This window comes from Sphingomonas sp. HMP6 (assembly GCF_013374095.1).
Classification (GTDB): Bacteria; Pseudomonadota; Alphaproteobacteria; order Sphingomonadales; family Sphingomonadaceae; genus Sphingomonas.
On sequence record NZ_AP022672.1, the window covers coordinates 3,468,765 to 3,492,291 of the forward strand.

Consider the following 23,527-nt stretch of genomic DNA (forward strand, 5'->3'; position numbering starts at 1 on the left):
ACTGCTGCTGCGCGACTGGGCCCCGGCGTTCGCCGGGGTGGAGCTAAGGGGTTGAGGCCGCTCACCCCACCACCCGATAGCCGCGCCCGCGCACCGTCTCGATCCGCTCCGCGCCGATCTTCTTGCGCAAGCGCCCGACGATCACTTCGAGCGAATTGGAATCGGGGTCGGCATCGCCTTCATAGACATGGTCCAGCAGATCGAGCCGGTCGACCACCACGCCCTTGCGCAGCATCAGCGTCGTCAGCACGCGCCATTCGAGCGCGGTGAGGCGCAAGGGGAGTCCGTCGAGTTCGACTTGCCCCGTTTGCGCATCGAACGACACCGGGCCGCACTGAATGCGCGCCGCGGCATTGCCGGTCGCGCGGCGGACCAGCGCGCGCAGCCGCATGACGAGTTCCTCGACGCGGAACGGCTTGGTCAGATAATCGTCGGCCCCGGCGCGGAACCCTGCGACCTTTTCCGACCAGCCGTCGCGTGCGGTGAGGATCAGCACGGGCAGCGCGCGCCCGGCGGCGCGCCATTCCTCCAGCACGGTGATGCCCGATTTGATCGGCAGGCCGAGATCGAGCACCGCCGCATCATAGCTGCCGGTATCGCCGAGATGCGCGCCATCCTCGCCATTCGCCGCCACGTCGACTGCGAAATTCTCGGCGCGAAGCGCCTTGGCGATGCCGTCGGCGAGCGCGGTGTCGTCCTCGACCAGCAGGATGCGCATGGGTGTGTCCTTTGATCCGGTTGCTAGGCCGTAACGCTAAACCGGGCCTGAACCGGCGGGTTCAGCGGGGTGGTGGGGCCGACGCGTAGAAAGGGCAACACCAACCAAGCAGGAGTACAGACAATGACCGACCCAATCGAAGGCCCGAACGCCGCCCCCGAAGGCGAGACCAAGCGCCCGCGTCGCTTTTCCGTGCAGGCGGCTTTGGTCGCCACCGCCTTGCTCGCGGTCGGGGTCGGCGGCGGCGCGACCGTCGCGCAGATGAGCGGTCCATCGATCGAAATGGCCCCGGCGACGCCCGTCGCGATCAAGGGGCTGAGCGAGGGCGATTCGATCGTCACGGTGCGCGGCAAGGTGGCCGAAGTTTACGGGCGCGCCTTCATCCTGGCCGATGGCAGCGGGCGCGCGCTGGTCGAGGCTGGGCGGCATCGCGGCTTCATGGCCGATGCGTCGCCGCTGGTGCGTGTCGGGCAGACGGTGAGCGTGCAAGGCCGTTTCCAGGGCGGCACGATCCACGCCGCGTTTCTGGTTGGCGCGGATGGGAAAGTGACGGCGCTGCACCCGATGGCTCTGCCACGTGGTGGTCCGGGCGGACGTGAGGGGCGGCACGGGCCGCATGGCGGGCCGGGTGGTCCGGAGGGGCGTGGGCCCGATCGGGGGTTTGATGGTGGACCCGACGGTGGGTTGGATGATGCGGATGCGCCGCCCCCGCCGCCAGCGGTTGCGGTGACGGGAAACAGCGCGGGCTAAAGCGCCGCGGCAAAGCCGCGTTGTCGGATGCGGCTGCCAGCCGCACCGGCCGGGGTGCGCCCAAGGCGCGATTTAGGTGGCCCTAAATCTTGCGGCGCACCCTATCCGGTTTTCCGCATCGGCGCCGGTGCGGTGGCGAGGCGTTCCATGTTGAAGGTCTCGGCGAATTCGAGGCCGGCCTTGCCGTCCGCCGCCCAGCGCAAACGCGCCGGGAACATTTGATCCTCGAGCAACTCGATCAGCACGTCGAGTTCGCCCGTGCCATCCTCGACATCGATCCCGTCGATCATCGCACCGGTCGCGGAGATGTTGCGGATGCGGACTTCGCCGACGACGTCGCCCGATTGGATGCGGGCGGTGCGCAGCATCGCAGTGCGCGGCGACCGGCTGACGCGGTATCCGGTCGCGGTCGCCAGACCGCCTGCCGCCGACAATTGCATCAACACGTCGGGCGCGCGCGCGGGCTTACCGTAGACATAGCCCTGGATGTGGCTGCAGCCGAGTTCGCGGATCAGCGCGATTTCGTCGTGATTCTCGACGCCCTCGGCGGTCGTTTCCATGCCGAGCGTATCGGCCAGGCTGACGATCGCCTTGATGATTGCGGCATTGCGATTGCCGGCGATCGTCGCACCCTTGACGAAGCTCTGGTCGATCTTGATCTTGTCGAACGGTGCCTTTTTCAAATAGCCGAGCGAGGAATAGCCGGTCCCGAAATCGTCTAGCGAGAGGCGTACGCCACAGCCCTTGAGCGTCTTGAACATCTGCTCGGTCGCGGCGGTTTCGTCGACGAACACGCCTTCGGTGATTTCGAGCTCGAGCCTGTGCGGCGCGATCCCCGATTTTGCCAGCGCCGAGGTGACCAGCGCCGGAAGCGCGGGATTGGCAAACTGGATTGGCGACACATTGATCGCGACGCGGACGTCGTTGGGCCATGTTGCCGCTTCGAGGCAGGCGGTGCGCAGGACCCATTCGCCGATCGCCTCGATCAGCCCGCAATCCTCGGCGACGGGGATGAAATCTGCCGGGCTGACCAGCCCGCGCGTCGGATGTTCCCAGCGCAGCAACGCTTCGTAGCCGACGATCCGTTCGGAGCGCGTGCTGACGACCGCCTGATAGGCGATGTGAAATTGGTTGCCGCCCAGCGCATCGCGCAGATCGTCCTCGAGCTGCTTGCGGCTTTGTGCGCCGACCAGCAATTCGTCGCGGAAGAAGCGGTGGATACCGCGCCCGTCGCCCTTTGCGGCATACAGCGCGAGATCGGCATTGCGGACCAGCGTTTCGGCATCGGCACCGTCGTCGGGCGACAAAGCGACGCCGATCGAGCAGCCGATGCTGATCGCCGATCCGTCGATGCTATAGGGTTGCGAAAGGTCGAAGATCACGCGGCGCGCGAGGTCGCCCAGTTTCTCGCGGTCCGCCATGGCCGGCAGGATCACCTGAAACTCGTCGCCGCCGATGCGCCCGACCAGCCCCGCCTCGCCGATGGTGCGCTGCAGGCGTTGTGCGACTTGCTTCAACAGCGTGTCGCCGGTCTGATGGCCGAGCGTGTCGTTGACCGCCTTGAACCGGTCGAGATCGAGCAGGAACAGCGCCGAGGTGCGCAAATGTCCCGGCTGTACAAGCCGTTGCGCGAGCGTCTGATCGAGCGACAAGCGCAGGCGCTGACGGTTGGCGAGGCCGGTCAGCCCGTCGAACAAGGCGAGGCGCGTGATCTCGGCATCGGCACGGCGGCGTTCGGTCAAATCGCTGCCGCTGCCGACGAACCCGAGGAAATGGCCGAAATCATCGATCACCGGGCGTCCGGAAATCGACCACCAGCGGTCGAGCTTGGCGATGCTCGCCGGGCGCACGGAATAATTGGAGAAGGCCGTGCGCGACGCCAAGTGGAAGGCGAGCGTGCGTTCCGTCTCGGGCGTGGCGCTGTCCATCCGGAACAGGGTGGTGAGCGGCGCGCCGATCGCGGGCGCATCGGGCAGATCGAGTTCGTTTGCGACCTTTGCGGTAAGATAGGTGATGTGGCCGTTGGCATCGGTCTGCCAGAACCAGCCGTTGGAATGCGCTTCGAATTCGGCGACCAGGCGCGTGGCCATGCGCCCTTGCGCATATTCCACGTCGCGCCGCGTGCCCGCGCGGCGATCGAACACGACAAGCCGATAGGTGGTGACCGTCAGGCACAGCATGAAGCACAACCCGATCCCGAGCGGCGCGCCGAACCCGTCGCGCAGACCGAGCACGCCGACCAGGCCGAGCGCGAAGCCGATCGTTGCCGCGCGCACCGGATGCAGCGCAATGATCGTCACGACGATTGCGCCGAACACCGCGACGAAGCTGATCAGGTTGAACGCGCCGGACATTGTGCCAACGGTCGCGTACAACAAGGCGAGCAAGGCCGCCGCGATGCCGCTGCCGACGAGCGTCGCGATCCGGACATGGACATAAGGCGACCATCGCCGCGCTGGCGGCAACCCCACAGTCATCAGCAGGACCAGTCCCAGCCCCGCGACAACGCCCCCCCACAGCAACGCGGCGTTCATCAGTCCGGCCAAGCCTGCCGCGCGCGAGGACCACCAGACGATGGCGGGTGCCGCAACCGCGACGACGAACGCGAGCGGCCAGATCGCGGCCAGTTGGCGCACCTGAATGCCAAGCGTGTCGCGGTGGCTTTCCGGTGCGCGCGAGCCGGGGATAAGATCGGCGCGAAACGCGGCCAGCGCAGCGGCGATTGCCTTTATCGGATTGAAACGGGATCGCATCGAATCTTGGCTAGCGGGTGAACCTTGCCAAACTCCCTGCGGCATGTGGTAAACGCGCGATAAGGATAACGCGTATGGTACGCATCGCGGAAACCTTGGCGACGGCGGCGTGGGCGCATAGAGGGTGCGGGAGATACCAGCACCGAAAGCCGCTTCATGACGACTATCATCCGCCAAGCCGATCTGATCGAGAGCGTCGCCGACGCGCTGCAATTCATCAGTTACTATCACCCGATGGACTATATCCACGCGCTCGGTGCTGCGTATGAGGCCGAGCAAGGCCCCGCCGCGAAGGACGCGATCGCGCAGATCCTGACCAACAGCCGGATGTGCGCCGAGGGGCACCGCCCGATTTGCCAGGACACCGGGATCGTCAACGTCTTCCTCAAATGGGGCATGGACTGTCGGCTCGACGACACCGACCGGCCCTTGCAGGACGTGGTCGATGAGGGCGTGCGCCGCGCCTATCTCAACCCCGACAACAAGCTGCGTGCCTCGGTGCTGGCGGACCCGGCGTTCACCCGGCGCAACACCAAGGACAACACGCCGTGCGTGCTGCACGTGGAAATGGTGCCGGGTGCGAAGGTCTCGGTCGATGTCGCGGCAAAGGGCGGCGGCAGCGAGAACAAGTCGAAGTTCAAAATGATGAATCCGTCGGATTCAATCGTCGACTGGGTGGTCGAGATGCTGCCGCAAATGGGGGCGGGCTGGTGTCCGCCCGGTATGCTCGGGATCGGGATTGGCGGGACGGCGGAGCAGTGCGTGCTGCTGGCCAAGCAAGCGTTGATGGAGCCGATCGACATGGGGCCGCTGAAGGCGCGCGGCGCGAAGACGGATATCGAGGCGTTGCGGATCGAGATTTTCGATCGCGTCAATGCGCTCGGCATCGGCGCGCAAGGCTTGGGCGGGCTGTCGACGATCCTCGATGTAAAGATCAAGGATTCGCCGTGCCACGCGGCGGGCAAGCCGGTCGCGATGATCCCGAATTGTGCCGCCACGCGCCACGCGCATTTCGTGCTCGACGGCTCTGGCCCCGCTTTCCTCGATGCGCCCAAGCTGGACGAGTGGCCCAAGGTCGATTGGCAGCCCGACAGCGCCGCGATCCGCGTCGATCTCGACACGCTGACGCCGGCCGACGTGCAGGGCTGGAAGCAAGGCGACCGGCTGTTGCTCAGCGGCAAGATGCTGACCGGCCGCGATGCCGCGCATAAGCGCATCAAGGACATGCTCGATGCGGGCGAGCCGCTGCCGGTCGATTTTGCCGGCCGCGTGATTTATTACGTCGGCCCGGTCGACCCGGTCGGCGATGAGGTTGTGGGACCAGCGGGACCGACGACGGCGACGCGGATGGATTCGTTCACGCGGATGATGCTGGGCCAAGGCTTGCTCGCGATGGTCGGCAAGGCCGAGCGCGGGCCCGATGCGACCAAGGCAATCGCCGAGGGCAAATCGGCCTATCTGATGGCGGTCGGCGGGGCGGCGTATCTGGTCGCGCGCGCGATCAAGGGATCGAAGGTCGTCGGCTTTGCCGATCTCGGCATGGAGGCGATCTACGAATTCGACGTGGTCGATTTCCCGGTGACGGTGGCGGTCGATTCATCGGGTGCCAACGTCCACCAGCTCGCGCCGCTGGTGTGGAAGGAAAAGATCGCGCGCGAGGGGTTGCTGGCGGGCGTATGATCGCCGCGGGCCTTCGCTATTTCGCGATCGTCTTTGCCGTGGCGTTTGCATTGGGCACGATCAGGACATTGTGGCTGACGGCTGCGGTCGGCGCGACGATGGCGGTGGTGATCGAAGTGCCGCTGATCCTGGTCGTCAGCTTCGTCGCAGCCCGCGCGATTGTGGTCCGTGACCGGGACCTGACGCGCGGACGCGCGCTGGGGATCGGGGCGATCGCCTTTGCCCTGCTGATGCTTGCCGAAAGCTCGCTGTCGCTGCTGGTGTTCGGGACGAGCCTTGCCAGCTGGTTCGAGGCGCAGATGCATCTTCCGGGCGCGATCGGGCTGCTGGGGCAGCTGCTCTTCGCGCTCATGCCGCTAATCGCGCGCAACAGGGTCGCGGCGGCGCGCGCGCTGCCGTAGCGGGGGCCGTAGCGGGGGCCGCAGCGCGGGGTTGGGGCGGCGCGCGCGCGATGCTACATGCGGCGCCGGGGAGAATCGGCGTGGCGCTTGAGGGGGGATTGCGGGCCTACGAAGCATCGCTCGACCGTGCCGGGCTGGCACTCGGCGCGGGGGGGCTGGTGGGCGGCGCCTTCGCAGCCGTCCTAGTGGGCGTCGGCAGCGGGATCGCCGTGGTCGGACTGATCGTCGGTTTTGTAATCGGCGTGCTGATCACGATGATGGCCGCGATCGCGATCGGCGGGCCGGTCTGGATCCTATGCCATGCGCTGGAGTTGCGCGGGCCGGGTACGGCCGTCGCGGTCGGGGCATTGGCCGGGTTCGCACTCTTCCTCGGCGGGCAGACCTATGGCTTTGGCCTGTTCGACATGCCGGTCACCGACCCGCAGACGCTGCTGTTCCGCTGGATGAGCGCCGTCGCCACAAGCCTGGTCCTCGCGCTGGTGTCGGCGCTGATCGGCTGGACGATGTGGCGCGTGGCGTATCGACGGGTCGGTTAGGCGTCAGGGCTTCAGTCCCGCCTCCGGCACGCTCGGGTGGCCGGGGGGCAGATCGGGCGGGGTGATGTCGCCCGGCTTGCAATCGCCGCTCCGGCTGGCGCGCACGCGCATCTCCATCGTGCCTTGCGCCTTTCCGGCGGCGTCGGTCCCGACCATCGTCATCGTGATGTCCTGCGCGGTGGGGGCGTTGCTGCCCCGCGCGGTCAGCTTCATCGATCCGCCGTCGGCTTGCTTGCACACCGCATCGAACCCGATCGTCACGCCGGTCGCGTCGCGATTGCTGAAAGTGCAGTTCTGCCCGCGCGAGCCCATCTGCTCGAGGTTCTTGCCGAGATCCTCTGGCTCCACCGCGGCCGGAGTGACGCAGACCGACATCGCCGCCATCGCATCGAACATCTTCTGCATTTGTACCTGTGTCTGGGGCGTCGCGCCTTTGCCCTCAAGCTTCAGAATCTCGACCTTTTGCGACCAGCTGCCGGGTTGGCGCTTGATCTGCGCCTCCGGCCCGCAGGCGACGGCCAGAAGGGGGAGGGCGAGGATGGCGATGTGGCGAAGGGACATGGCGGGAAACTCTCCGGGTGGCGCGGCGCTGAGGGGGCGACGGGCCTGTTGGAGGTGATCCTCCCAAGATTGGCGCGCTATAGCAATCTCCGATTGGAGCGGGTGGGCGGTCGACTTGCGGAATATTAATCTGTTCTTGTAATGTTCTCATCTTTCTGGTAGCGTTCCTTACTCTTTGAGCAGGGGAGTCGGCATGTCAGAGGGGCTTCAGCGCGGATCGCGCGACACCGCGTTTGCGATCTATTTGCGAACGGGAAAGCGGGTCACGATCCCGCCGATCGAACTCAAGTTTAATCCGTATCACGATCCGAGAAACGGGCGCTTTACGTTTGCACCGGGAGGTAGCGTGGGCAACGCGGCGGCGCCTAGAAATGCCCGCGCAACCCCCGGGAAAGCGCCGCCTAAGCCCGTGAAGTGGGATGGCGATTCCTTTACGGGCGGTGGCGGCGGCTCCGGCGATGGTGGCGGCGCGAGCGGCGACGGCTATTGGCTCAACCCAAAAGAGGTTGCCGACTTCAAGCGAAAGCATCCCAGGATGGAGCCCGTGGTCGTGGAACCCGGCGACACGATAAATTCTGTGGCGCGGGCTCATCACCTAACCGCAGCGGAACTGGCATCGGCCAACAGGATGTCGGTGGATGCGAAGCTAAGGCCGGGTGACGTTTTGGCGATCCCATCCCCGAAATCACGCGCGCCGAAGGCTGCTCCAGCGCCGGATTTGACCGCGCTGGTTACCGGTGTGGCAGCAACGCGAGACCCGTATCGGCACCAAATTCGCAATGGATATGATTACGCGATTGATGACGGCAACAGGATGCGGCGGGTAAAGGGGGAGCTATCCAATGCAGCAGCAAAAAGGTCGCGCCGCAATCAGGCGGCGGCTGGCGGGACGGATCGTTTGCCTAGCGATGATGGTGGCCATTATATTGCCGCTCGCTTCAATGGGCCACGCGACGCGTTCAACCATTTCGCCCAGGACTCGAATTTCAACCGGGGAGCTTATCGCCAGCTCGAAGAGCGCTGGGCGAGGGCGCAACGTGCTGGACATCGCATTTACGTCGATATCGTCCCCGAGTATCGCGGCGCGTCGAAGCGACCGTATGCGATTGAAGTCACTTGGTATGACAACGGTAAGCGACGCTTTAGGGCGTTCTCGAACAGCAAAAAGGGCCAATAGTATGGCGGACAAATTCGATAAGCTCGGCCCGATCTTCGATGAAATCGGCCATGAATTGGGTCGAATTGTGGGCGGAGATCCCGACAAGACATATCTCTACGCCGAGCTACAGGAGGGTGTCGTCGGCGCGGGCGTTTTCAAGGATGAGGGGAACAGCGTCCGCTATTTTGATCCAAGTCGCCCGTTGATCGATCTTCTCATCGAAGCATGGGAGGTCGAAGAGCCGGGCAAGCGCTGGGAAGTAATCGAGTATGCGGTGGTCGGCAAGGAATTCGACGCGGTATTCAAATTTCCAGAGGAATTGAATCCAGATGAATATGAGGATGAGCGACGCGATGTGGCGTTGCACGCGCGCTATGGCGACAAGCCTGTGATCTATCCGCCGATGCCGGAGCACTGACAGCCACGCCTCGGTTGGCTATCGCGCACACCCTCTGGAACAAACCCGGTCCGGTCGCCATATTACCCGCATGGCCATCCAGATTCGCACCTCGCTCGACGAACCCGAGACCGGGCAGAGCTTTGTCCCGCACCGCCCGGCACGTCCCCCCAAGGCGGAAGGGGGAAAGCCGTTCAAGATCGTGTCGGAATACACGCCGGCGGGCGACCAGCCGACCGCGATTGCCGAACTCGTCGCGCAGACTGAGGCGGGCGAGCGCGATCAAGTGCTGCTCGGCGTGACCGGATCGGGCAAGACCTTCACGATGGCCAAGGTGATCGAGGCGGTGCAGCGGCCCGCGTTGATCCTGGCGCCGAACAAGATTCTCGCGGCGCAATTATATGGCGAGATGAAGTCGTTCTTCCCCGATAATGCGGTCGAATATTTCGTCAGCTATTACGATTACTATCAGCCCGAAGCCTATGTCGCGCGGTCGGATACGTACATCGAGAAGGAAAGCTCGACCAACGAGGCGATCGACCGGATGCGGCATTCCGCGACGCGCTCGCTGTTGGAGCGCGACGATGTGATCATCGTAGCATCGGTGTCGTGCCTGTACGGCATCGGATCGGTCGAGACCTATTCGGCGATGATCTTCGATCTGAAAAAGGGCCAGGTCGTCGATCAGCGGGAGATCGTGCGCAAGCTCGTCGCGTTGCAATACAAGCGCAACGACGCCGCGTTCCAGCGCGGCAATTTCCGCGTGCGCGGCGATGCGCTGGAAATTTTCCCGTCGCATTATGATGACACGGCGTGGCGCGTGTCGTTCTTCGGCGATGATATTGAGGAGATCGTCGAGTTCGATCCGCTCACCGGCAAGAAGATCGCCAGTCTCAATTCGATCCGCATCTATGCGAACAGCCATTACGTCACGCCGGGGCCGACGCTGAAACAGGCGATGGAGGCGATCAAGTTCGAGTTGGCCGAGCGGCTCAAGGAGTTGATCCCCGAAGGCAAATTGCTCGAGGCGCAACGGCTCGAGCAGCGCACCAATTTCGATTTGGAGATGATCGCCGCGACGGGCAGTTGCGCGGGGATCGAGAATTACTCGCGCTTCCTCACCGGCCGCATGCCGGGCGAGCCGCCGCCGACTTTGTTCGAATATTTGCCTGAAAATGCGTTGCTGTTCGTCGATGAAAGCCACCAGACGATCGGCCAGATCAACGGCATGTCGCGCGGCGATCACCGGCGGAAACTGACGCTGGCCGAATATGGCTTTCGCTTGCCGAGTGCGATCGACAACCGTCCGCTCAGGTTCAATGAATGGGACGCGATGCGGCCACAGACGACCTATGTCTCGGCAACACCGGGCGCGTGGGAGATGGAGCAGACCGGCGGCGTGTTTGCCGAACAGGTGATCCGCCCGACCGGGCTGATCGACCCGCCGATCGAGATCAAGCCGGTCGAGGAGCAAGTGCAGGATTTGATCGTCGAGGCGCGCAAGACTGCCGAGGCAGGGTATCGCACGCTGGTGACCACGTTGACCAAGCGGATGGCGGAGGATTTGACCGAGTTCATGCACGAAGCGGGGATTCGCGTCCGCTACATGCACAGCGATGTCGAGACGTTGGAGCGCATCGAGTTGATCCGCGATTTGCGGCTTGGTGTGTATGACGTGCTGATCGGCATCAACCTGCTGCGCGAGGGGCTGGATATTCCCGAATGCGGGCTGGTTGCGATCCTGGACGCGGACAAGGAGGGGTTCCTGCGCAGCGAAACCTCGCTGATCCAGACGATCGGCCGCGCCGCGCGCAACGTCGACGGGCGCGTGATCCTCTATGCCGATCGCATCACGGGCTCGATGGAACGCGCGATGAACGAGACCAGCCGTCGCCGCGAGAAGCAGCATTTGTATAACGAGGCGCACGGCATCACGCCAACGACGATCAAGCGCAACATCGGCGACATCATCCAGGACGTGTCGAACCGCGACCAGGTCACGATCGAGATTGATGAGGACCGGCCGCACATGGTTGGCCACAATCTCCGCGCCTATATCGAGGATCTGGAGAAGAAGATGCGCGCCGCGGCGGCGGACCTGGAGTTCGAGACGGCGGGGCGCTTGCGCGACGAGATCCGGCAATTGGAGCAAGAGGAATTGGGGCTGCCGGTCGAACAGCAGAAGCTGCCGATGATGGGGCGGAGCAACGAGGGCAAGCCGGGCACGCGCAAGACGCGGTACGGGAAGAGCCAGAAGATGCGGGCAGGCATGGCCGGGAGTTCGCGGCGGGCGCGGTAACAGTGATGGCGCTAACACGGTCTTTTGCATTTTCGCTGGCCGCCACAGCGGCAATCACGGCCGGTTCGGGTGTCGCGGCAAGCTTGGGTAGTAGTCTGATTACTGCGCCCGATATCTTGCTCTTGGTGGGATTGCCAACATTTGCTCCGCTGGCAATCTTGGCTGCTCGTCCCGTGAGAAAACTAATCCCGTGGATGACGATTTTGACCATCCTCGTTGCAGCCTGGGGCTGGGTAATGTTCGAATATGGCCGCCCATATCAAGGCGGCGGTGTCAATTTCGCTGCGCTCTCCGGCGCGGGGATCTCAATCCTTGCTTGCGTACCTGCCCTTGCATTCGCGGCGTTTTCCGGACGGAGGTCCCAATGATGTCTAAATCACCGCTTATCAAGGACCCAGACTTGCTCGAGAATGAGCATGCTGGGCAGATGCTGGTCACAGAATTTCTCGAACCCCATAAGCTGAGCGTCGAGCAGCTTGCGGTCGCTATCGACGTTGCACCGAAGCGATCGCTGAGATTATCAAGGGCGCGCGCCCGGTCGACGCGGAACTCGATCTGCGTTTCGCGCGCTATTTCGGCATGTCGGAGGACTTTTTCCTGCGGCTGCAAGATCGCTACGAAATCGTCGAAGCCAAGCGTGCGCTGTCCTGGCCGCGCTCGGACTACGCCTGTCGGTGCAAAAGAGCGCCGCCTAACCCGACACCTCACCCCAGCGACAAATCCTCGCCTGCCACATCGTAATATTTCGACACGCGGTCGGCATAGGCCTGGTCGAATTCGGGCGCATTGGCCGCCCAGCTCGGGCCACCTTCCAGCACGCGGCGGTCGATCGTCACGACGTAGGTGTCATTGACCGGATCGAATTGCAGCAGCGAAAAGGGTAGCGGGTAATAGGCCTTGCCCATGCCGAGGAAGCCGCCGATCGTCAGCACTGCGTACAGCGCCTGGCCGGTGCGCTTGTTGACCATCAGCGTGTGGAGCGCGCCGATCTTGTCGCCATCGCGGCTGCGCACAGCCATCGCGTCGGCTTTGTTCGATTGCAGCAGCAATTGGGTGGGTTCGGTCTGGGCCATCGTCTTTCCTCTATGTCGGTGCCGTAACGGGGCGGGGGCGGTGGCGGTTCCTCAATCTTCGCTAATCAGGCTGGTCCGTTTGGTTTCGGGCAGCAGCCAGAAGCACAGCGTCGTGATGGCAAGAATGATCGTGACGTACCAGTAGAAGCCGCTCTCCACATGCGCTTGCTTGAAGCGGAGCGCGACATATTCGGCGGTGCCGCCGAACAACGCATTGCCGAGCGCATAGGGCAGTGCGACGCCGAGCGCGCGGATGTGCGCGGGGAAGAGTTCCGCCTTCACCAACGCACTGATCGAGGTGTAGGCGGCGAGCAGGAGCAGCGGGATCATGATGATGCCGAAGGCCTGCACCGGATCGCGCGCGACCGCGAGCGCGCTGAACACCGGGACCGACACCAACGTGCCGCCCGCGCCGAACAGCAGCAGCATCGGTTTGCGCCCGAACCGATCGGCGAGGCTGCCGAACAGCGGCTGGACGAGCATGAACACGACGAGCGCCGCGGTCATGATGCCGGTCGCGGTCTGGATCGAGAACCCCGCGGTATTGGCGAGGAATTTCTGCATGTAGGTAGTGTAGGCGTAGAAGGCCAAGGAGCCGCCCGCGCTGATGATCGCCACCAGCACGAATTCGCGCGGGTGCGCACGCCACAGCGCCACCGCGCCCGAGGCGGGGCGGTCCTTGGACAGCGCCTCGAACGACGCCGTCTCGGCCAGCCGCCGCCGCAGCAGATAGACGCCGAACGCCAGCGCTGCGCCGAGCAGGAAGGCGATGCGCCAGCCATAGCTTTCCATCTCCCCTTTGGTCAGCAGCGCTTGCAGGAGGAGCGTGACGGCGAGCGAGGTGAGCTGACCGCCGATCAGCGTGACATATTGGAAGCTCGACCAGAAGCCGCGATGCTGGCGTGTCGCCATTTCGGAGAGATAGGTGGCGCTGGCGCCATATTCGCCGCCGACCGACAGCCCCTGGATCATCCGCGCGAGGAGCAGGATGATCGGCGCGGCCAGGCCGATGCTGGCGTAATCCGGCACGAAGGCGATCATCAGCGAGCCGGCGCACATCAGCCCCACTGACACCGCCAGACCCGCCTTGCGCCCGTGGCTGTCGGCGTAGCGGCCCATGATGTACGCGCCGATCGGCCGCATGAAGAAACCGATCGCGAACACCGCCGACGTGCCGAGCAATTGCGCGGTCGCATCGCCCTTGGGAAAGAAGGACGCCGCGAAATAGAGCGAGAGCGAGGTGTAGGCGTACCAGTCATACCATTCGACCAGATTACCGGCCGAGCCGCCGATGATGGCGCGCAGCCGTTTCGCTTCGAGTGCCATCGTCATCCCCCGTCAGGCGCGCACAAGAGGCGAAATCGCGACGAGGCGCAAGATCGCGCAGGTCTATCGGTTGAGTGCAACTGCCCGATGCCGCATACACGCGGCCATGCGCTTTTCCCCTGCCCCGTTTGCCGCGCTTGTCGCGATCCTGTTCGTGTCCGGCTGCGTCAGCGCGCCAAAGGCACCGCGCCCGGTGCCCGGACCCGTTGCCCTGCCGCCTCCCGCGCCGCCAGTGCTGCCCGTGCCGCAGGGGGCGGATTGGCGCGATTGGGCGGTGACGCCCGGCGACTGGGCATATCGCGCCGAGGGGCGGGGTTCGGTTGCCTCATTCGCTGCGCCGGGAGCCACTGCTTTGCTGACGCTGCGCTGCGACCGGGGGGCGGGCGCGGTGTATCTGTCGCGCAGCGGTGCGGTGGCGACACCGCTGACGCTGCGCACGTCGAGCCTTGCGCGGACGGTGACGGTTCAGCCGAGCGGTGCATCGGTTGTTGTCGCGCTGACGGCGCGCGATCCGTTGCTCGATGCGCTGGCGTTCAGCCGCGGGCGCTTCATCGTCGAGCAGCAGGGTGCGCCGACTTTGGTCGTTCCGGCCTGGGCCGAAGTGGGGCGGGTGATCGAGGATTGCCGCGGCTGACCGCGCGTCTCGCGGGAGCTTTGGGCAGGCGAAAGAGAATCGTCGAAACGCCGGAACATTACAAGACTTGTTTCGCAAAATTTTATGATTCAAACATGGCCCGTGCCCAGGCCTGGGCACGTCGTTTTAACTAGCGAAAGGAGGTGATCCGATGTCTCATGGTTCAGCAAAGGGGTCGGTTCGATTGGCTTGGAGGACGCACCTTTAAGCCCTTTGGAATGACGGCGGGGGGTATCCTTCCCCAATCAACGCCGCCGTTTATCGGGGTTTATCGGTTTCGCATGGTCCTCCAGGCCGGAGCTTCCGGCCGCTGACCATGTCAGGAGGTTGCCGGGGTGGCGAGAACGCCCCCCGGCAGCCTCTTTTCATTTGGGGCGAAGGCGCACGCGCCGCCGGTGCCCGCAAGGCCGGCATCGCCCCAAACGGCCGGCGGGTCACGCGCCAGCGAGAACCCGGCCGACGGCTTTGCCGACGGCATGATGGTGTTGGGCACTGACCGCGGGGGTTTTGCGGTAGTATCGATTTGCATCATAGCGTTCGCCCGGTTGCGGACACTCACAAGCCTGTGGCACCATCGTTGAATGAACAGCAAGTTGGTCTTGGAGTATAAGTTCAGTCGCGACGGTGACGCTTTCGGGTGGCTGAAGGCAGAGGTTCACACTCCACGTTTTTCCGGCCGCAACGGTGCGTGGGTTCAGTGGCAGGATGTAGGCGACTTCGCTGCTTCTCTTTCAAAGTTTCCTATCGAAACTGACAGCCCAGCGCTCTGCGAATGGGGCTTTGGCGAGAAAGGGCAATATGCAGAAATTACCAAGGTGAGCATCGCGCCGAAGGCGTTGACCGGGGGGCTTGTCGCTGACGTCTCACTAGCGAACTGGTACGAGCCGACACAGCGATGCAGCACGCGTTTCGATACAGACTATCCCTCCCTTGCTCGGTTTCAGCAGGAGATCGAGCGCATGATGCGGGAACGCGTAGGCAGCGCTGTCCTTCATGGCTCCGCGGATTTTAGCTAACCCCCGATCCCCTCCTTGCTCTCGACAGCATTCTCCACAAAGATGCCCGACACGCGCCGCCAAGAGTGCGTCGATCTTCAAAGGGGTTCCGATCATGCGCACCGTCGTCCTATCGCTGCTGCTCGCCTCCGTGGCCGCTCCGCTCGCGGCGCAGACCGCGCCCGTGGTCGAGGAGAAATCGATCGACCAGTTGCAGGCGATGATGGCGGGTGGGACCTCGTCCGAGGCGATCACGCAGGCCTATCTCGCGCGCATCGCCGCGATGGACCGCACCGGGCCGACGCTGCGCGCGGTGATCGCGGTCAACCCCGATGCGGTGGCCCAGGCGCGCGCGGCTGATGCGCGGCGGAAAAGCGGCAAGCCGCTCGGGCCGCTCGACGGCGTGCCGGTGCTGATCAAGGATAATATCGAAACCAAAGACCCGATCGCGACCACTGCGGGGAGCCTTGCACTCAAGGACAACATCACGCTGCGCGACGCACCGCTCGTCGCCAATCTGCGCGCGCAGGGGGCGGTGATCTTGGGCAAGACCAACCTAAGCGAATGGGCCAATATCCGCTCCTCTAATTCGATCAGCGGATGGAGCGCGGTCGGTGGGCTGGTGCGCAACCCCTATGCGCTCGACCGGACATCGTGCGGATCGTCGAGCGGATCGGGCGCGGCGGTCGCGGCGAGCTTCGCGGCGGTGGCGGTGGGGACCGAGACCGACGGATCGGTCGTCTGCCCGTCGTCGATGAACGGGCTGGTCGGGTTGAAGCCGACGCTCGGTTGGGTCAGCCGTCGCCACGTCGTGCCGATCAGCCATAGTCAGGATACGCCGGGGCCTATGGCGCGCAGCGTTCGCGATGCCGCGATCCTGTTCGCCGGGATGGTCGGGGTCGACCCCGCCGATCCGGCGACGACGCGCCAGCCCAAAGATCGCGCGGCACCGGCGAGCTTCGTTGACGGCCTGAAGAGCGCCTCGCTCAAAGGCGTGCGGGTCGCGGTGCTGCATCCCGACATGCCCGCGATGCTGAAGGCGCAGTATGAAGCCGCGCTCGGCGTGATGAAGGCGCAGGGCGCGGTGCTGGTGGATGTCGAACAGCCCAAGCTCGACGGAATCGGCGCGGCCGAGGGACAAGTGCTGCATGTCGAATTGAAGGCCGATCTCAACGCTTATCTCGCCACCACACCCAAGGCGGTGACCGCGCGGACGCTCGCGCAGGTGATCGCCTTCAACGACGCGAACAAGGCGACCGAAATGCCGTTCTTCGAACAGGAGACTTTCCTCGAAGCCGAAAAGACCGATGGCCTCGCCAATCCGGAATATCTGGGCGCACGCGCGAAATCGCTGCGGCTGGCGGGAAAGGAGGGGATCGACGCGATGCTCGCCAAGGCGAATGCCACGATCCTGGTCGAGCCGACGTACGGCATGCCGTGGCTGTCCGACACGGTGTATGGCGATCAATTCAGCGGCCCCTCGGCGAGCGAGTTGCCGGCCGTCGCGGGCTACCCGCATTTGACCGTGCCGATGGGGCTGGTCCGCGGCGTGCCGGTCGGCCTGTCTTTCATTGCGACGGCGTGGGAGGATCGCGCGGTGCTCAACGCGGGCTATGTCTATGAGCAAGCGGCGAAGGCGCGGGTTGCGCCGCGCTATGCCGCGACCAACGATGCCGGGCCGGGGTTGGCGGGGGCAAGGTAATCGTCACCCCGGCCCTGTGCCGGGGTCCACCGTGCCGCACGCGCACCGCTCGAATTTCAGGCTATATGTTCGTCGAGAGGTGGACCCCGGCACAAAGGCCGGGGTGACGGGGTGTGTTATCGCTCCAACAATTCCTGCCGGACGTGGATCGCGGAGAGCGAGATGCGCACCTCGATCAGGAAGCAGACAAGCGAGGCGATCAGCAAGCCCATCGCCAGGATGAACGATAGTGCGACGACGGTCCCGATGTGGAGCTGTACCAGCTCCGCGATGAACAGGAGCGCGACGACGAGGCACGTCATCACCGCGCTCGACGTGGCGAGCACCAGCGAGCGGTTGATCACCGACATGCGCCGGTCGAGCAGGCGCAGTTCCCAGACATGGCGATCATGTTCGGGGCCGCTCGACAAAGGATGCAGATCCTCCAACGCGCGGGCGCGATCGACGACGCGCGCCAGGCGCCCGACCAGCACGTTGAGCAACGCGCCGATCCCCGCCAGCATGAAGACGGGCGAGAGCGAAAGCTGAATCGTCTGCGCGATCGTGGAGACGGCGGGGAAGGTGTACATCCCCACCTTTTGCGGTGGCGCGCCGCGCGACGCAAGCGACCCCTCCATAGAATGGTAACCTCCGCGCGTTAAACCCCGTGCGACATGACTAAGCCGATGTTCCTTGCCGACTTTATGCGCCTGCCCTCGCTGACGCGTGCGGTTGTGCTCGACGGGTTGGCGGGCGCGATCGACACCGTTGCCGAGGGGGCTGCACCGGGCCATGCATTCCTGCGCTTTGGGTGGTTCGCGGCGGCGCTGGCGGCTTACGGTGGCGCGGCGCGGACCATCGTGGTCGAGGAGGATGGCATGCCGGTCGTCGCCTTGCCGTTCGTAAGCGTTGGGCCGGCGGCGGCTGGGGTGGCGACGGTACCGGGCAGTTACTGGCCGTTCCGTAGCTTTCCGATGCACCGCGACGCCGGCCCGCGCGCGATTGATGCGCTGCTGACTGTGCTCGCAGGGTCGGTCATGGCACTGCGGATCGGGCCGGTGTACGATAAGGATCAGGCGGTGGCGCCGTTGCTGGCGCGCGCACGGGCGAAGGGCTGGGCGGTGCTCGACCGCTTCGTCGCCGACAGTTTCGTGTTCGACCTGCAGCAGCCCGATTGGCCGCGCGGATCGAGCTTGCGCAAGAACCGCTTCCACGAAAAGCATCTGGCCGATCACGGCGCGCTCGACTGGCGTTTTCCGGGCGGAGCGGAATGGGCAGCGACGTTCGCTGCGATGGCGGCGGTCGAACAGAAAAGCTGGATCGCCGCGCGCACCGATGGCCGCGACGCGAAGTTCACCGATGCGGGCCATGGTGCCTTCTGGCGTGACGTCGCGCGTGATCCGGTGCTGGCGCGGATGCTGTCGGCCGCGATGCTGACGGTAGACGGGCAGCCTGCGGCTTTCTCGTTCGACCTCGATTGCGGTGCCACAAAATATGCCATCGCCAACAGTTACGATCCGGCGTTCGCCAAGCATTCGCCGGGCAAGCTGCTTTACTATCGCAACCTCATTCGTGCGCGCGACGCCGGGATCGCGACGGTCGATTGGGGGGCGGGGGACAGCGGCTATAAGCAGACGATCGGCGCGATGCAGGGGCCGGTGCTGCGCGACTGGTTGCTGGTGCGCCCGGGCCTGCCCGCGCTCGTCGGGCAAATGCTGAAAGGGTGGTGGGGCGCGAGCGGCAATCCCGGTTGAGGCCGAAACCGCTCCCAAGCGTTGATGCCGCCATGGATGAGATCGAACGCGTACGCATCGCCATGGAAGCCGCCGCCGAGGCGCTCGATTTCGAGCAGGCGCGGCGCTTGCGCGACCAGCTCTCGCTGTTGCGCAGCGGTGCGAGCCTCGCCGACGCCGAAGCCGCCGACACTGCCGACCTGATGCGCCAGCAGCCCGGCGCGATGGGACTGGGCAGCAGCCAGCAACGCATGACGCCCCCACCCGGGTGGCAAAAACCGAAAAAGCCCGACCCGATGACCCGCGCCACCGGACGACGTCAGACGCGCACGTAGCGGAAGTACCAGACCTCGCGCCCCTGCCGCCGCGCTTTGCGTTCGTAGCGCGTTTCGGGCCAGTCCTCGGGGCGCGTCAGGAAATCCGCCGGCGCCTGCGCCGTCCACACGAAATCGCGGCGCTGGTTCATGATCATCATCGACCAGCGGCAATAGGTCGGGTCATCCGTGCCGAGCCGGAATTCTGCACCCGGCTTCAGCTTCGCGGCGATCAGGTCGAGCGGGCCGTGATTGACCATGCGGCGCTTGGCATGGCGCGCTTTGCGCCACGGATCGGGGTGGAGCAGGTACACGCGCGACAGCGACGCATCGGGCAAGCGTTCAAGCACGTCGAGCGCATCGCCCATGTGCAGCCGGACATTGTCGAGCGCTTCGTCGCGGACATGGCTGAGCGCGCCAACGACGCCGTTGAGGAACGGCTCGCACCCGATGAAGCCGGTAGCGCGCCGCGCGGCGGCTTGCCCCGCCAGATGCTCGCCCGCGCCGAAGCCGATTTCGACCTCGAGCGGGCGATCCGCCCCGAACAGCGTCGTGGCATCGATCGGCCCGGTGTCGGGCACGCTGATCTCGGGCAGCAATTGCTCGACAAGATCGGCCTGGCCGAGGCGCAACTTATGCCCTTGGCGGCGGCCATAGAGGCGGCGGGTGGTCATCGGATCGGTCATCGGGGTGGCCTTAGCGGGCGGCGCCGGTTGAGCAAAGCGCCGATGCCTGCGAAGGAGCACGCTTGCTACTTGCCCTTGGCCCGATCGAGCAACTGGATGCGGCTTCCCGCGACCGACCAGATTCGGTCATTCTGGACCATCATGACATAGACCGGGATGTGCGCAGTCAGCGATGAAAAGACATGGATTTCCGTCGGTGTCGGGTCGAGGAGGTGCGAGATCGTCAGCGCTTCCGGGGTGCCCTCCCCTTGTTCGCGCAACGGAAACAGAGCGCAGCTTTTCGCAAAGCTGCGCACCGGCCCGGCCTTGCCGTCCGCCGACACCTCGATGAGGAAATGTCCGCCGAACGGGATCGTGTCATTATCGGGCTGCGGCGTCAGGAAATAGACCAAAATCGAACCGCTCGGCACTTTGGGCGGCAGGATGACGGTATTGAACGGCTTATCGATGCAGCGTTTCTGCCCGCTCGCGACGAGCGCGGCCATTGCGGTGTCGCGTGCCGCGATCATCCGTTTGCGCGCCGGACTGATCTTCGTGTCGTCGCCGGGTCCGAGCAGCTTGCTCGAGACGAGCTTGTTGTCTCTGAAATCGGCGACGTAGATCGCGTGGGGGTCGGCGCGATTCTTGTCGACGAACACCAGTTGCGGAGTCGCCGCGTTGCCGTCAACGATCCATCCGCCGGCTTTCGCCGAGAGGTCAGCGATCTTCGCGCGCAGATCGTCGGTGCCGTGCCACGCGGCTTGGTCATAGGCATAGATCAGCGTGCCACGCTCGCGCGCCTGATCGATTGCCTGCTGGTCCACCGCCGTCACTTGGCCCGGATCAGCCAGCGCGGGTGCGGCGATCAGCAGCGTCAATGCCGCAAACACTTTGGAAAAACGCATGAAAAAGCCTCTCGCCACCGGCGTGACGAGAGGCTGCTTCATTATCGGTTGCTCTGCAACAGGTTACGCAGCCACCGCTGCCTTCAGCGCGTCGACCAGATCGGTCTTTTCCCAGGTGAAGCCGTCGGCATCGGGCTCGCGACCGAAATGGCCGTAGGCGGCGGTGCGCTTGTAGATCGGGGCGTTGAGCTTGAGATGCTCGCGAATGCCTTTGGGGGTCAGGCGAACGAGCTTGGGCAGCACTTCCTCGATCTTGGCTTCGCTGACCGATCCGGTGCCGTGCAGATCGACATAGAGCGACAGCGGCTCGGCAATGCCGATCGCATAGCTGAGCTGGATCGTGCAGCGGCGCGCCAGACCAGCGGCGACAACGTTCTTCGCCATATAGCGGCTGACATAGGCGGCCGAGCGGTCGACCTTGGTCGGATCCTTGCCGCTGAACGCGCCGCCGCCATGCGGGGCAGCACCGCCGTAGGTGTCGACGATGATCTTGCGGCCGGTCACGCCCGCATCGCCGTCCGGCCCGCCGATTTCAAAGGCACCCGTCGGGTTGATGTAGATCGCGGTGTCGTCCGAGATGAAGCCCTCGGGCAGCACGTCGTGCAGCACGCCGCTGACGTACTTGTGCAGTTCGTCGTACAGCGCCGGGTTGGCATTGTCGCCCTGCAGGCAATAGCCCGCCGCGTGCTGGGTCGAGACGACCAGAGCGGTCGCGCGGACCGGCTTTTCGTCCTTATATTCCAGCGTGACCTGGCTCTTCGCGTCGGGCTCTAGGAACGGAGCCGCGCCCGAATGGCGATCGGCGGCCATCCGCTCGAGGATTTTGTGGCTGTAATAGAGCGTCGCGGGCATCAGGCCCGGCGTCTCGTCGGTGGCGTAGCCGAACATGATGCCTTGGTCGCCAGCGCCTTCATCCTTGTTCGCGCCTTCGTCCACGCCCATCGCGATTTCCGCCGACTGGCCGTGGAGGTTGTTGTGAAACGCGAAGGTTTCCCAGTGGAAGCCCGACTGCTCATAGCCGATCTCGCGCACGGTGTTGCGGACCGCCGCTTCGATCTCGGCGAGCGCGCCGTCGGCCCATTGGCCATTCTCATACACGCCCTTGCAGCGGATTTCGCCGGCGAGCACGACCAGATTGGTGGTGGTCAGCGTTTCGCACGCGATGCGCGCATAAGGGTCCTTGCTCAGGAACAGATCGACGACGGTGTCGCTAATCTGGTCGGCGACCTTGTCTGGATGGCCTTCGGAGACCGATTCGGAGGTGAAGAGAAAACTGGAACGCATGTGATGGGATCCTCAATGGTTGAGGAGAGCTTTGGCCGTTGCCATGCCTGATATAAAGCTTTCCTTATATGCGCCCTATCGCGCGAACCGCCGGAACGCAATCGCGGACAATACCAGTATCAGCGCCACAAGAAATGCCATCAGGTTGCCGACACGCGCGAACAGCGTGGGTGCGGCGGCGGGCGGGATGGGCAGTTCGATCGCGCCGGCTTTCTCCGCCGGGACCTGTGCGAGCACGCGGCCCTGCGCGTCGATGATCGCGGAAATGCCGGTCGGTGTTGCGCGGATCACGGGCAACCCCTCCTCGATCGCGCGCATCCGCGCTTGGGCGAGATGCTCGGCGAGCCCCCATGGGCCATACCAACTGTCGTTCGAGGGGTGGAAGATGAAGGCGGGGCGGTGCGCCGGGTCGACGACTGCGCCCGAGAAGATGATTTCGTAGCAAATCTGGAACCCGACCGCGCCGAACGGTGGCAGCGATAGCGTGGCCGGGCCTTTGCCGGCGGCGAAGTCGAACTCGCCGGGCACGAGCCGCGACAGGCCGATCGCCGACATCAGCGGGCGCGCGGGCAGATATTCGCCCCACGGCACGAGATGCGCCTTGTCGTAGCGGTCGCGAATGGCGCCTTTCGAATCAAAGATGAAGATGGAGTTGGTCGCGGCGCTGACATTGCCCGCCGCGTCGAATTTCAGCGCATTGCCGCCGGTTAGCACGATGTCGTTCGGGCCGAGCAACGCAGCGATCCGCGCGCGCGTGACGGCGGGAGCGCCTTTCCAATAATAGGCCGGCGGGTAGCCGTATTCGGGCAGGAAGCGCAACGCGCCCTCGGGCCAGACGATCAGGCGCGGGGCGGGGCCGGGGGTGCCGCTGAGCTTGGCGAGGGCTGTGAGGTTGGCCTCGGCATAATCCTCGCGCGGGCGCTGTTCCTGGTCGAGATTGGGTTGCACGACGCGGATGCGGGGGGCGTTGGCTTCGGCTGACTTGACCAGGGTTGGAGCGCCGCCCCAAGATAGGATCGTTAAACAACCGATCAGAAACAGAAAAGTCGTTGGAACGCGACCCCAACGAAGCCCTTCATCTTTGAGGGCCATTAACAAGATGCCCGCGAGCAGCACCGTCATCCCTGAAAGGGCATAGGTCCCGACATACATAGCAAGCGTCGAGATCGGATATACTGGCAGCCATACCTCCGACAGCGGGTTCCACGGATAGCCGGTCAGCATCGTACCGCGCAGATATTCGGTGGATATCCACGCCGCCGCGAAGATCAGCACGAATGCCGTATCGGGCCGCGCGCGCCGGAAGCGCCAGGCGACCGCGCCGGCCGCCATCGGAAAGATCGCCAGATAGACCGACAGCAATACCGGCGCGACGATCCCGAGCGCCTGCGGCATCGCGTCCTGAAAGGTGAAGGCCTTGGCGATCCAGTAATTGCCGACCGTGAAATGCGCGAGCCCGAACAGCCACCCGCGCCACAGCACCGCCTTCAGGCTCGGCGCGGAATGAGTAAGCCACATCCACGCGGCGAAGCACGCGAGCGTGACGGGCCACCACCCGAGCGGCGCGAATCCCGTTGCGGCGATTCCACCGAGCAGGAGCGAGAAGAGGGCGGGGCGGGCGGTCATGCGGTGAGCTATCGCTTGCACTGTGGCATTCGGCAAC

22 protein-coding genes are annotated in these 23,527 nt (G+C 64.7%); 12 read left to right on the forward strand and 10 right to left on the reverse strand.

Features of this window, described 5'->3' with window-relative positions; translation table 11 throughout:
- Positions 1 to 61: 61 nt before the first annotated feature.
- A complete protein-coding gene (locus HMP06_RS16985; protein ID WP_176498154.1) occupies positions 62 to 718 on the reverse strand; it encodes a response regulator in 657 nt (218 codons plus the stop codon).
- 123 nt (positions 719 to 841) lie between these two features.
- On the opposite strand from HMP06_RS16985, the gene HMP06_RS16990 reads away from it, so the two are divergent.
- Positions 842 to 1,468 (forward strand): hypothetical protein, encoded by a 627-nt coding sequence (locus HMP06_RS16990; RefSeq protein WP_176498155.1) that lies wholly within the window; start codon positions 842 to 844, stop codon positions 1,466 to 1,468.
- A gap of 101 nt (positions 1,469 to 1,569) precedes the next feature.
- Here HMP06_RS16990 and HMP06_RS16995 read toward each other — a convergent pair whose 3' ends face one another.
- Complete coding sequence (locus tag HMP06_RS16995) at positions 1,570 to 4,221, reverse strand: EAL domain-containing protein (RefSeq protein WP_176498156.1); 2,652 nt, start codon at positions 4,219 to 4,221, stop codon at positions 1,570 to 1,572.
- A gap of 156 nt (positions 4,222 to 4,377) precedes the next feature.
- On the opposite strand from HMP06_RS16995, the gene HMP06_RS17000 reads away from it, so the two are divergent.
- From HMP06_RS17000 to HMP06_RS17010, 3 genes are all read left to right on the forward strand, one after another.
- Positions 4,378 to 5,901 carry a fumarate hydratase gene (locus tag HMP06_RS17000; protein ID WP_176498157.1) on the forward strand — a complete coding sequence of 508 codons (1,524 nt, stop codon included), beginning with the start codon at positions 4,378 to 4,380 and terminating at the stop codon, positions 5,899 to 5,901.
- A 38-nt stretch (positions 5,902 to 5,939) separates the two neighbouring features.
- A complete protein-coding gene (locus tag HMP06_RS17005; RefSeq protein WP_176498158.1) occupies positions 5,940 to 6,302 on the forward strand; it encodes a hypothetical protein in 363 nt (120 codons plus the stop codon).
- 80 nt (positions 6,303 to 6,382) lie between these two features.
- Positions 6,383 to 6,838 (forward strand): hypothetical protein, encoded by a 456-nt coding sequence (locus HMP06_RS17010; RefSeq protein ID WP_176498159.1) that lies wholly within the window; start codon positions 6,383 to 6,385, stop codon positions 6,836 to 6,838.
- 3 nt (positions 6,839 to 6,841) lie between these two features.
- On the opposite strand, the gene HMP06_RS17015 is transcribed toward HMP06_RS17010, so the two are convergent.
- Positions 6,842 to 7,399, reverse strand: coding sequence for a DUF3617 domain-containing protein (locus HMP06_RS17015; RefSeq protein WP_176498160.1), 558 nt, complete (start codon positions 7,397 to 7,399; stop codon positions 6,842 to 6,844).
- Between the two features lie 193 nt (positions 7,400 to 7,592).
- On the opposite strand from HMP06_RS17015, the gene HMP06_RS17825 reads away from it, so the two are divergent.
- From HMP06_RS17825 to uvrB, 3 genes are all read left to right on the forward strand, one after another.
- Positions 7,593 to 8,576, forward strand: a complete 984-nt coding sequence (locus HMP06_RS17825; protein WP_197940710.1) for a DNA/RNA non-specific endonuclease — start codon at positions 7,593 to 7,595, stop codon at positions 8,574 to 8,576.
- Between the two features lies 1 nt (position 8,577).
- Positions 8,578 to 8,976, forward strand: a complete 399-nt coding sequence (locus HMP06_RS17030) for a hypothetical protein (protein ID WP_176498161.1) — start codon at positions 8,578 to 8,580, stop codon at positions 8,974 to 8,976.
- 70 nt (positions 8,977 to 9,046) lie between these two features.
- On the forward strand, positions 9,047 to 11,254 hold the full coding sequence (gene uvrB / locus HMP06_RS17035; RefSeq protein ID WP_176498162.1) for an excinuclease ABC subunit UvrB: 2,208 nt from the start codon (positions 9,047 to 9,049) through the stop codon (positions 11,252 to 11,254).
- 704 nt (positions 11,255 to 11,958) lie between these two features.
- Here the strand turns inward: uvrB and HMP06_RS17040 are convergent.
- Positions 11,959 to 12,327 carry a PRC-barrel domain-containing protein gene (locus HMP06_RS17040; protein ID WP_176498163.1) on the reverse strand — a complete coding sequence of 123 codons (369 nt, stop codon included), beginning with the start codon at positions 12,325 to 12,327 and terminating at the stop codon, positions 11,959 to 11,961.
- Positions 12,328 to 12,378: 51 nt separating this feature from the next.
- Positions 12,379 to 13,653 carry an MFS transporter gene (locus tag HMP06_RS17045; protein WP_176498164.1) on the reverse strand — a complete coding sequence of 425 codons (1,275 nt, stop codon included), beginning with the start codon at positions 13,651 to 13,653 and terminating at the stop codon, positions 12,379 to 12,381.
- 106 nt (positions 13,654 to 13,759) lie between these two features.
- Between HMP06_RS17045 and HMP06_RS17050 the strand changes: the two genes are divergently transcribed.
- The 3 genes from HMP06_RS17050 to HMP06_RS17060 all read left to right on the forward strand — a co-directional run bounded on the left by HMP06_RS17050 (position 13,760) and on the right by HMP06_RS17060 (position 16,984).
- Positions 13,760 to 14,287 (forward strand): hypothetical protein, encoded by a 528-nt coding sequence (locus HMP06_RS17050; protein WP_176498165.1) that lies wholly within the window; start codon positions 13,760 to 13,762, stop codon positions 14,285 to 14,287.
- Positions 14,288 to 14,868: 581 nt separating this feature from the next.
- Positions 14,869 to 15,303, forward strand: a complete 435-nt coding sequence (locus HMP06_RS17055) for a hypothetical protein (RefSeq protein WP_176498166.1) — start codon at positions 14,869 to 14,871, stop codon at positions 15,301 to 15,303.
- 94 nt (positions 15,304 to 15,397) lie between these two features.
- Positions 15,398 to 16,984 (forward strand): amidase, encoded by a 1,587-nt coding sequence (locus HMP06_RS17060; RefSeq protein ID WP_176498167.1) that lies wholly within the window; start codon positions 15,398 to 15,400, stop codon positions 16,982 to 16,984.
- Positions 16,985 to 17,100: 116 nt separating this feature from the next.
- Here the strand turns inward: HMP06_RS17060 and HMP06_RS17065 are convergent, their stop codons facing one another.
- Positions 17,101 to 17,553, reverse strand: coding sequence for a DUF2721 domain-containing protein (locus HMP06_RS17065; protein WP_176498615.1), 453 nt, complete (start codon positions 17,551 to 17,553; stop codon positions 17,101 to 17,103).
- Positions 17,554 to 17,637: 84 nt separating this feature from the next.
- On the opposite strand from HMP06_RS17065, the gene HMP06_RS17070 reads away from it, so the two are divergent.
- Positions 17,638 to 18,717 carry a GNAT family N-acetyltransferase gene (locus tag HMP06_RS17070; RefSeq protein WP_176498168.1) on the forward strand — a complete coding sequence of 360 codons (1,080 nt, stop codon included), beginning with the start codon at positions 17,638 to 17,640 and terminating at the stop codon, positions 18,715 to 18,717.
- A gap of 32 nt (positions 18,718 to 18,749) precedes the next feature.
- Positions 18,750 to 19,031: a UvrB/UvrC motif-containing protein gene (locus tag HMP06_RS17075; protein WP_176498169.1), complete on the forward strand. Its 282-nt coding sequence runs from the start codon at positions 18,750 to 18,752 to the stop codon at positions 19,029 to 19,031.
- Here HMP06_RS17075 and trmB read toward each other — a convergent pair.
- From trmB to lnt, 4 genes are all read right to left on the reverse strand, one after another.
- Positions 19,016 to 19,696, reverse strand: coding sequence for a tRNA (guanine(46)-N(7))-methyltransferase TrmB (gene trmB / locus HMP06_RS17080; protein ID WP_176498170.1), 681 nt, complete (start codon positions 19,694 to 19,696; stop codon positions 19,016 to 19,018). The two genes, HMP06_RS17075 and trmB, sit on opposite strands and share 16 nt — an antisense overlap.
- A gap of 65 nt (positions 19,697 to 19,761) precedes the next feature.
- Positions 19,762 to 20,580: a hypothetical protein gene (locus tag HMP06_RS17085; RefSeq protein WP_176498171.1), complete on the reverse strand. Its 819-nt coding sequence runs from the start codon at positions 20,578 to 20,580 to the stop codon at positions 19,762 to 19,764.
- 63 nt (positions 20,581 to 20,643) lie between these two features.
- Complete coding sequence (metK, locus tag HMP06_RS17090) at positions 20,644 to 21,864, reverse strand: methionine adenosyltransferase (RefSeq protein WP_176498172.1); 1,221 nt, start codon at positions 21,862 to 21,864, stop codon at positions 20,644 to 20,646.
- Positions 21,865 to 21,939: 75 nt separating this feature from the next.
- Complete coding sequence (gene lnt / locus HMP06_RS17095; protein ID WP_176498173.1) at positions 21,940 to 23,490, reverse strand: apolipoprotein N-acyltransferase; 1,551 nt, start codon at positions 23,488 to 23,490, stop codon at positions 21,940 to 21,942.
- Positions 23,491 to 23,527 lie beyond the last annotated feature (37 nt).

Coding starts and splice junctions, on each gene's coding strand:
- trmB (WP_176498170.1), bottom strand. CDS start 19,696: ATGACCGATCCGATGACCACCCGCCGCCTCTATGGCCGCCGCCAAGGG.
- uvrB (WP_176498162.1), top strand. CDS start 9,047: ATGGCCATCCAGATTCGCACCTCGCTCGACGAACCCGAGACCGGGCAG.
- HMP06_RS17070 (WP_176498168.1), top strand. CDS start 17,638: ATGACTAAGCCGATGTTCCTTGCCGACTTTATGCGCCTGCCCTCGCTG.
- HMP06_RS17060 (WP_176498167.1), top strand. CDS start 15,398: ATGCGCACCGTCGTCCTATCGCTGCTGCTCGCCTCCGTGGCCGCTCCG.
- HMP06_RS17085 (WP_176498171.1), bottom strand. CDS start 20,580: ATGCGTTTTTCCAAAGTGTTTGCGGCATTGACGCTGCTGATCGCCGCA.
- HMP06_RS17000 (WP_176498157.1), top strand. CDS start 4,378: ATGACGACTATCATCCGCCAAGCCGATCTGATCGAGAGCGTCGCCGAC.
- HMP06_RS17825 (WP_197940710.1), top strand. CDS start 7,593: ATGTCAGAGGGGCTTCAGCGCGGATCGCGCGACACCGCGTTTGCGATC.
- HMP06_RS17040 (WP_176498163.1), bottom strand. CDS start 12,327: ATGGCCCAGACCGAACCCACCCAATTGCTGCTGCAATCGAACAAAGCC.
- HMP06_RS17045 (WP_176498164.1), bottom strand. CDS start 13,653: ATGGCACTCGAAGCGAAACGGCTGCGCGCCATCATCGGCGGCTCGGCC.
- lnt (WP_176498173.1), bottom strand. CDS start 23,490: ATGACCGCCCGCCCCGCCCTCTTCTCGCTCCTGCTCGGTGGAATCGCC.
- HMP06_RS17015 (WP_176498160.1), bottom strand. CDS start 7,399: ATGTCCCTTCGCCACATCGCCATCCTCGCCCTCCCCCTTCTGGCCGTC.
- HMP06_RS16995 (WP_176498156.1), bottom strand. CDS start 4,221: ATGCGATCCCGTTTCAATCCGATAAAGGCAATCGCCGCTGCGCTGGCC.
- HMP06_RS16985 (WP_176498154.1), bottom strand. CDS start 718: ATGCGCATCCTGCTGGTCGAGGACGACACCGCGCTCGCCGACGGCATC.
- metK (WP_176498172.1), bottom strand. CDS start 21,864: ATGCGTTCCAGTTTTCTCTTCACCTCCGAATCGGTCTCCGAAGGCCAT.
- HMP06_RS17065 (WP_176498615.1), bottom strand. CDS start 17,553: ATGTACACCTTCCCCGCCGTCTCCACGATCGCGCAGACGATTCAGCTT.
- HMP06_RS16990 (WP_176498155.1), top strand. CDS start 842: ATGACCGACCCAATCGAAGGCCCGAACGCCGCCCCCGAAGGCGAGACC.
- HMP06_RS17055 (WP_176498166.1), top strand. CDS start 14,869: ATGAACAGCAAGTTGGTCTTGGAGTATAAGTTCAGTCGCGACGGTGAC.
- HMP06_RS17075 (WP_176498169.1), top strand. CDS start 18,750: ATGGATGAGATCGAACGCGTACGCATCGCCATGGAAGCCGCCGCCGAG.
- HMP06_RS17030 (WP_176498161.1), top strand. CDS start 8,578: ATGGCGGACAAATTCGATAAGCTCGGCCCGATCTTCGATGAAATCGGC.
- HMP06_RS17050 (WP_176498165.1), top strand. CDS start 13,760: ATGCGCTTTTCCCCTGCCCCGTTTGCCGCGCTTGTCGCGATCCTGTTC.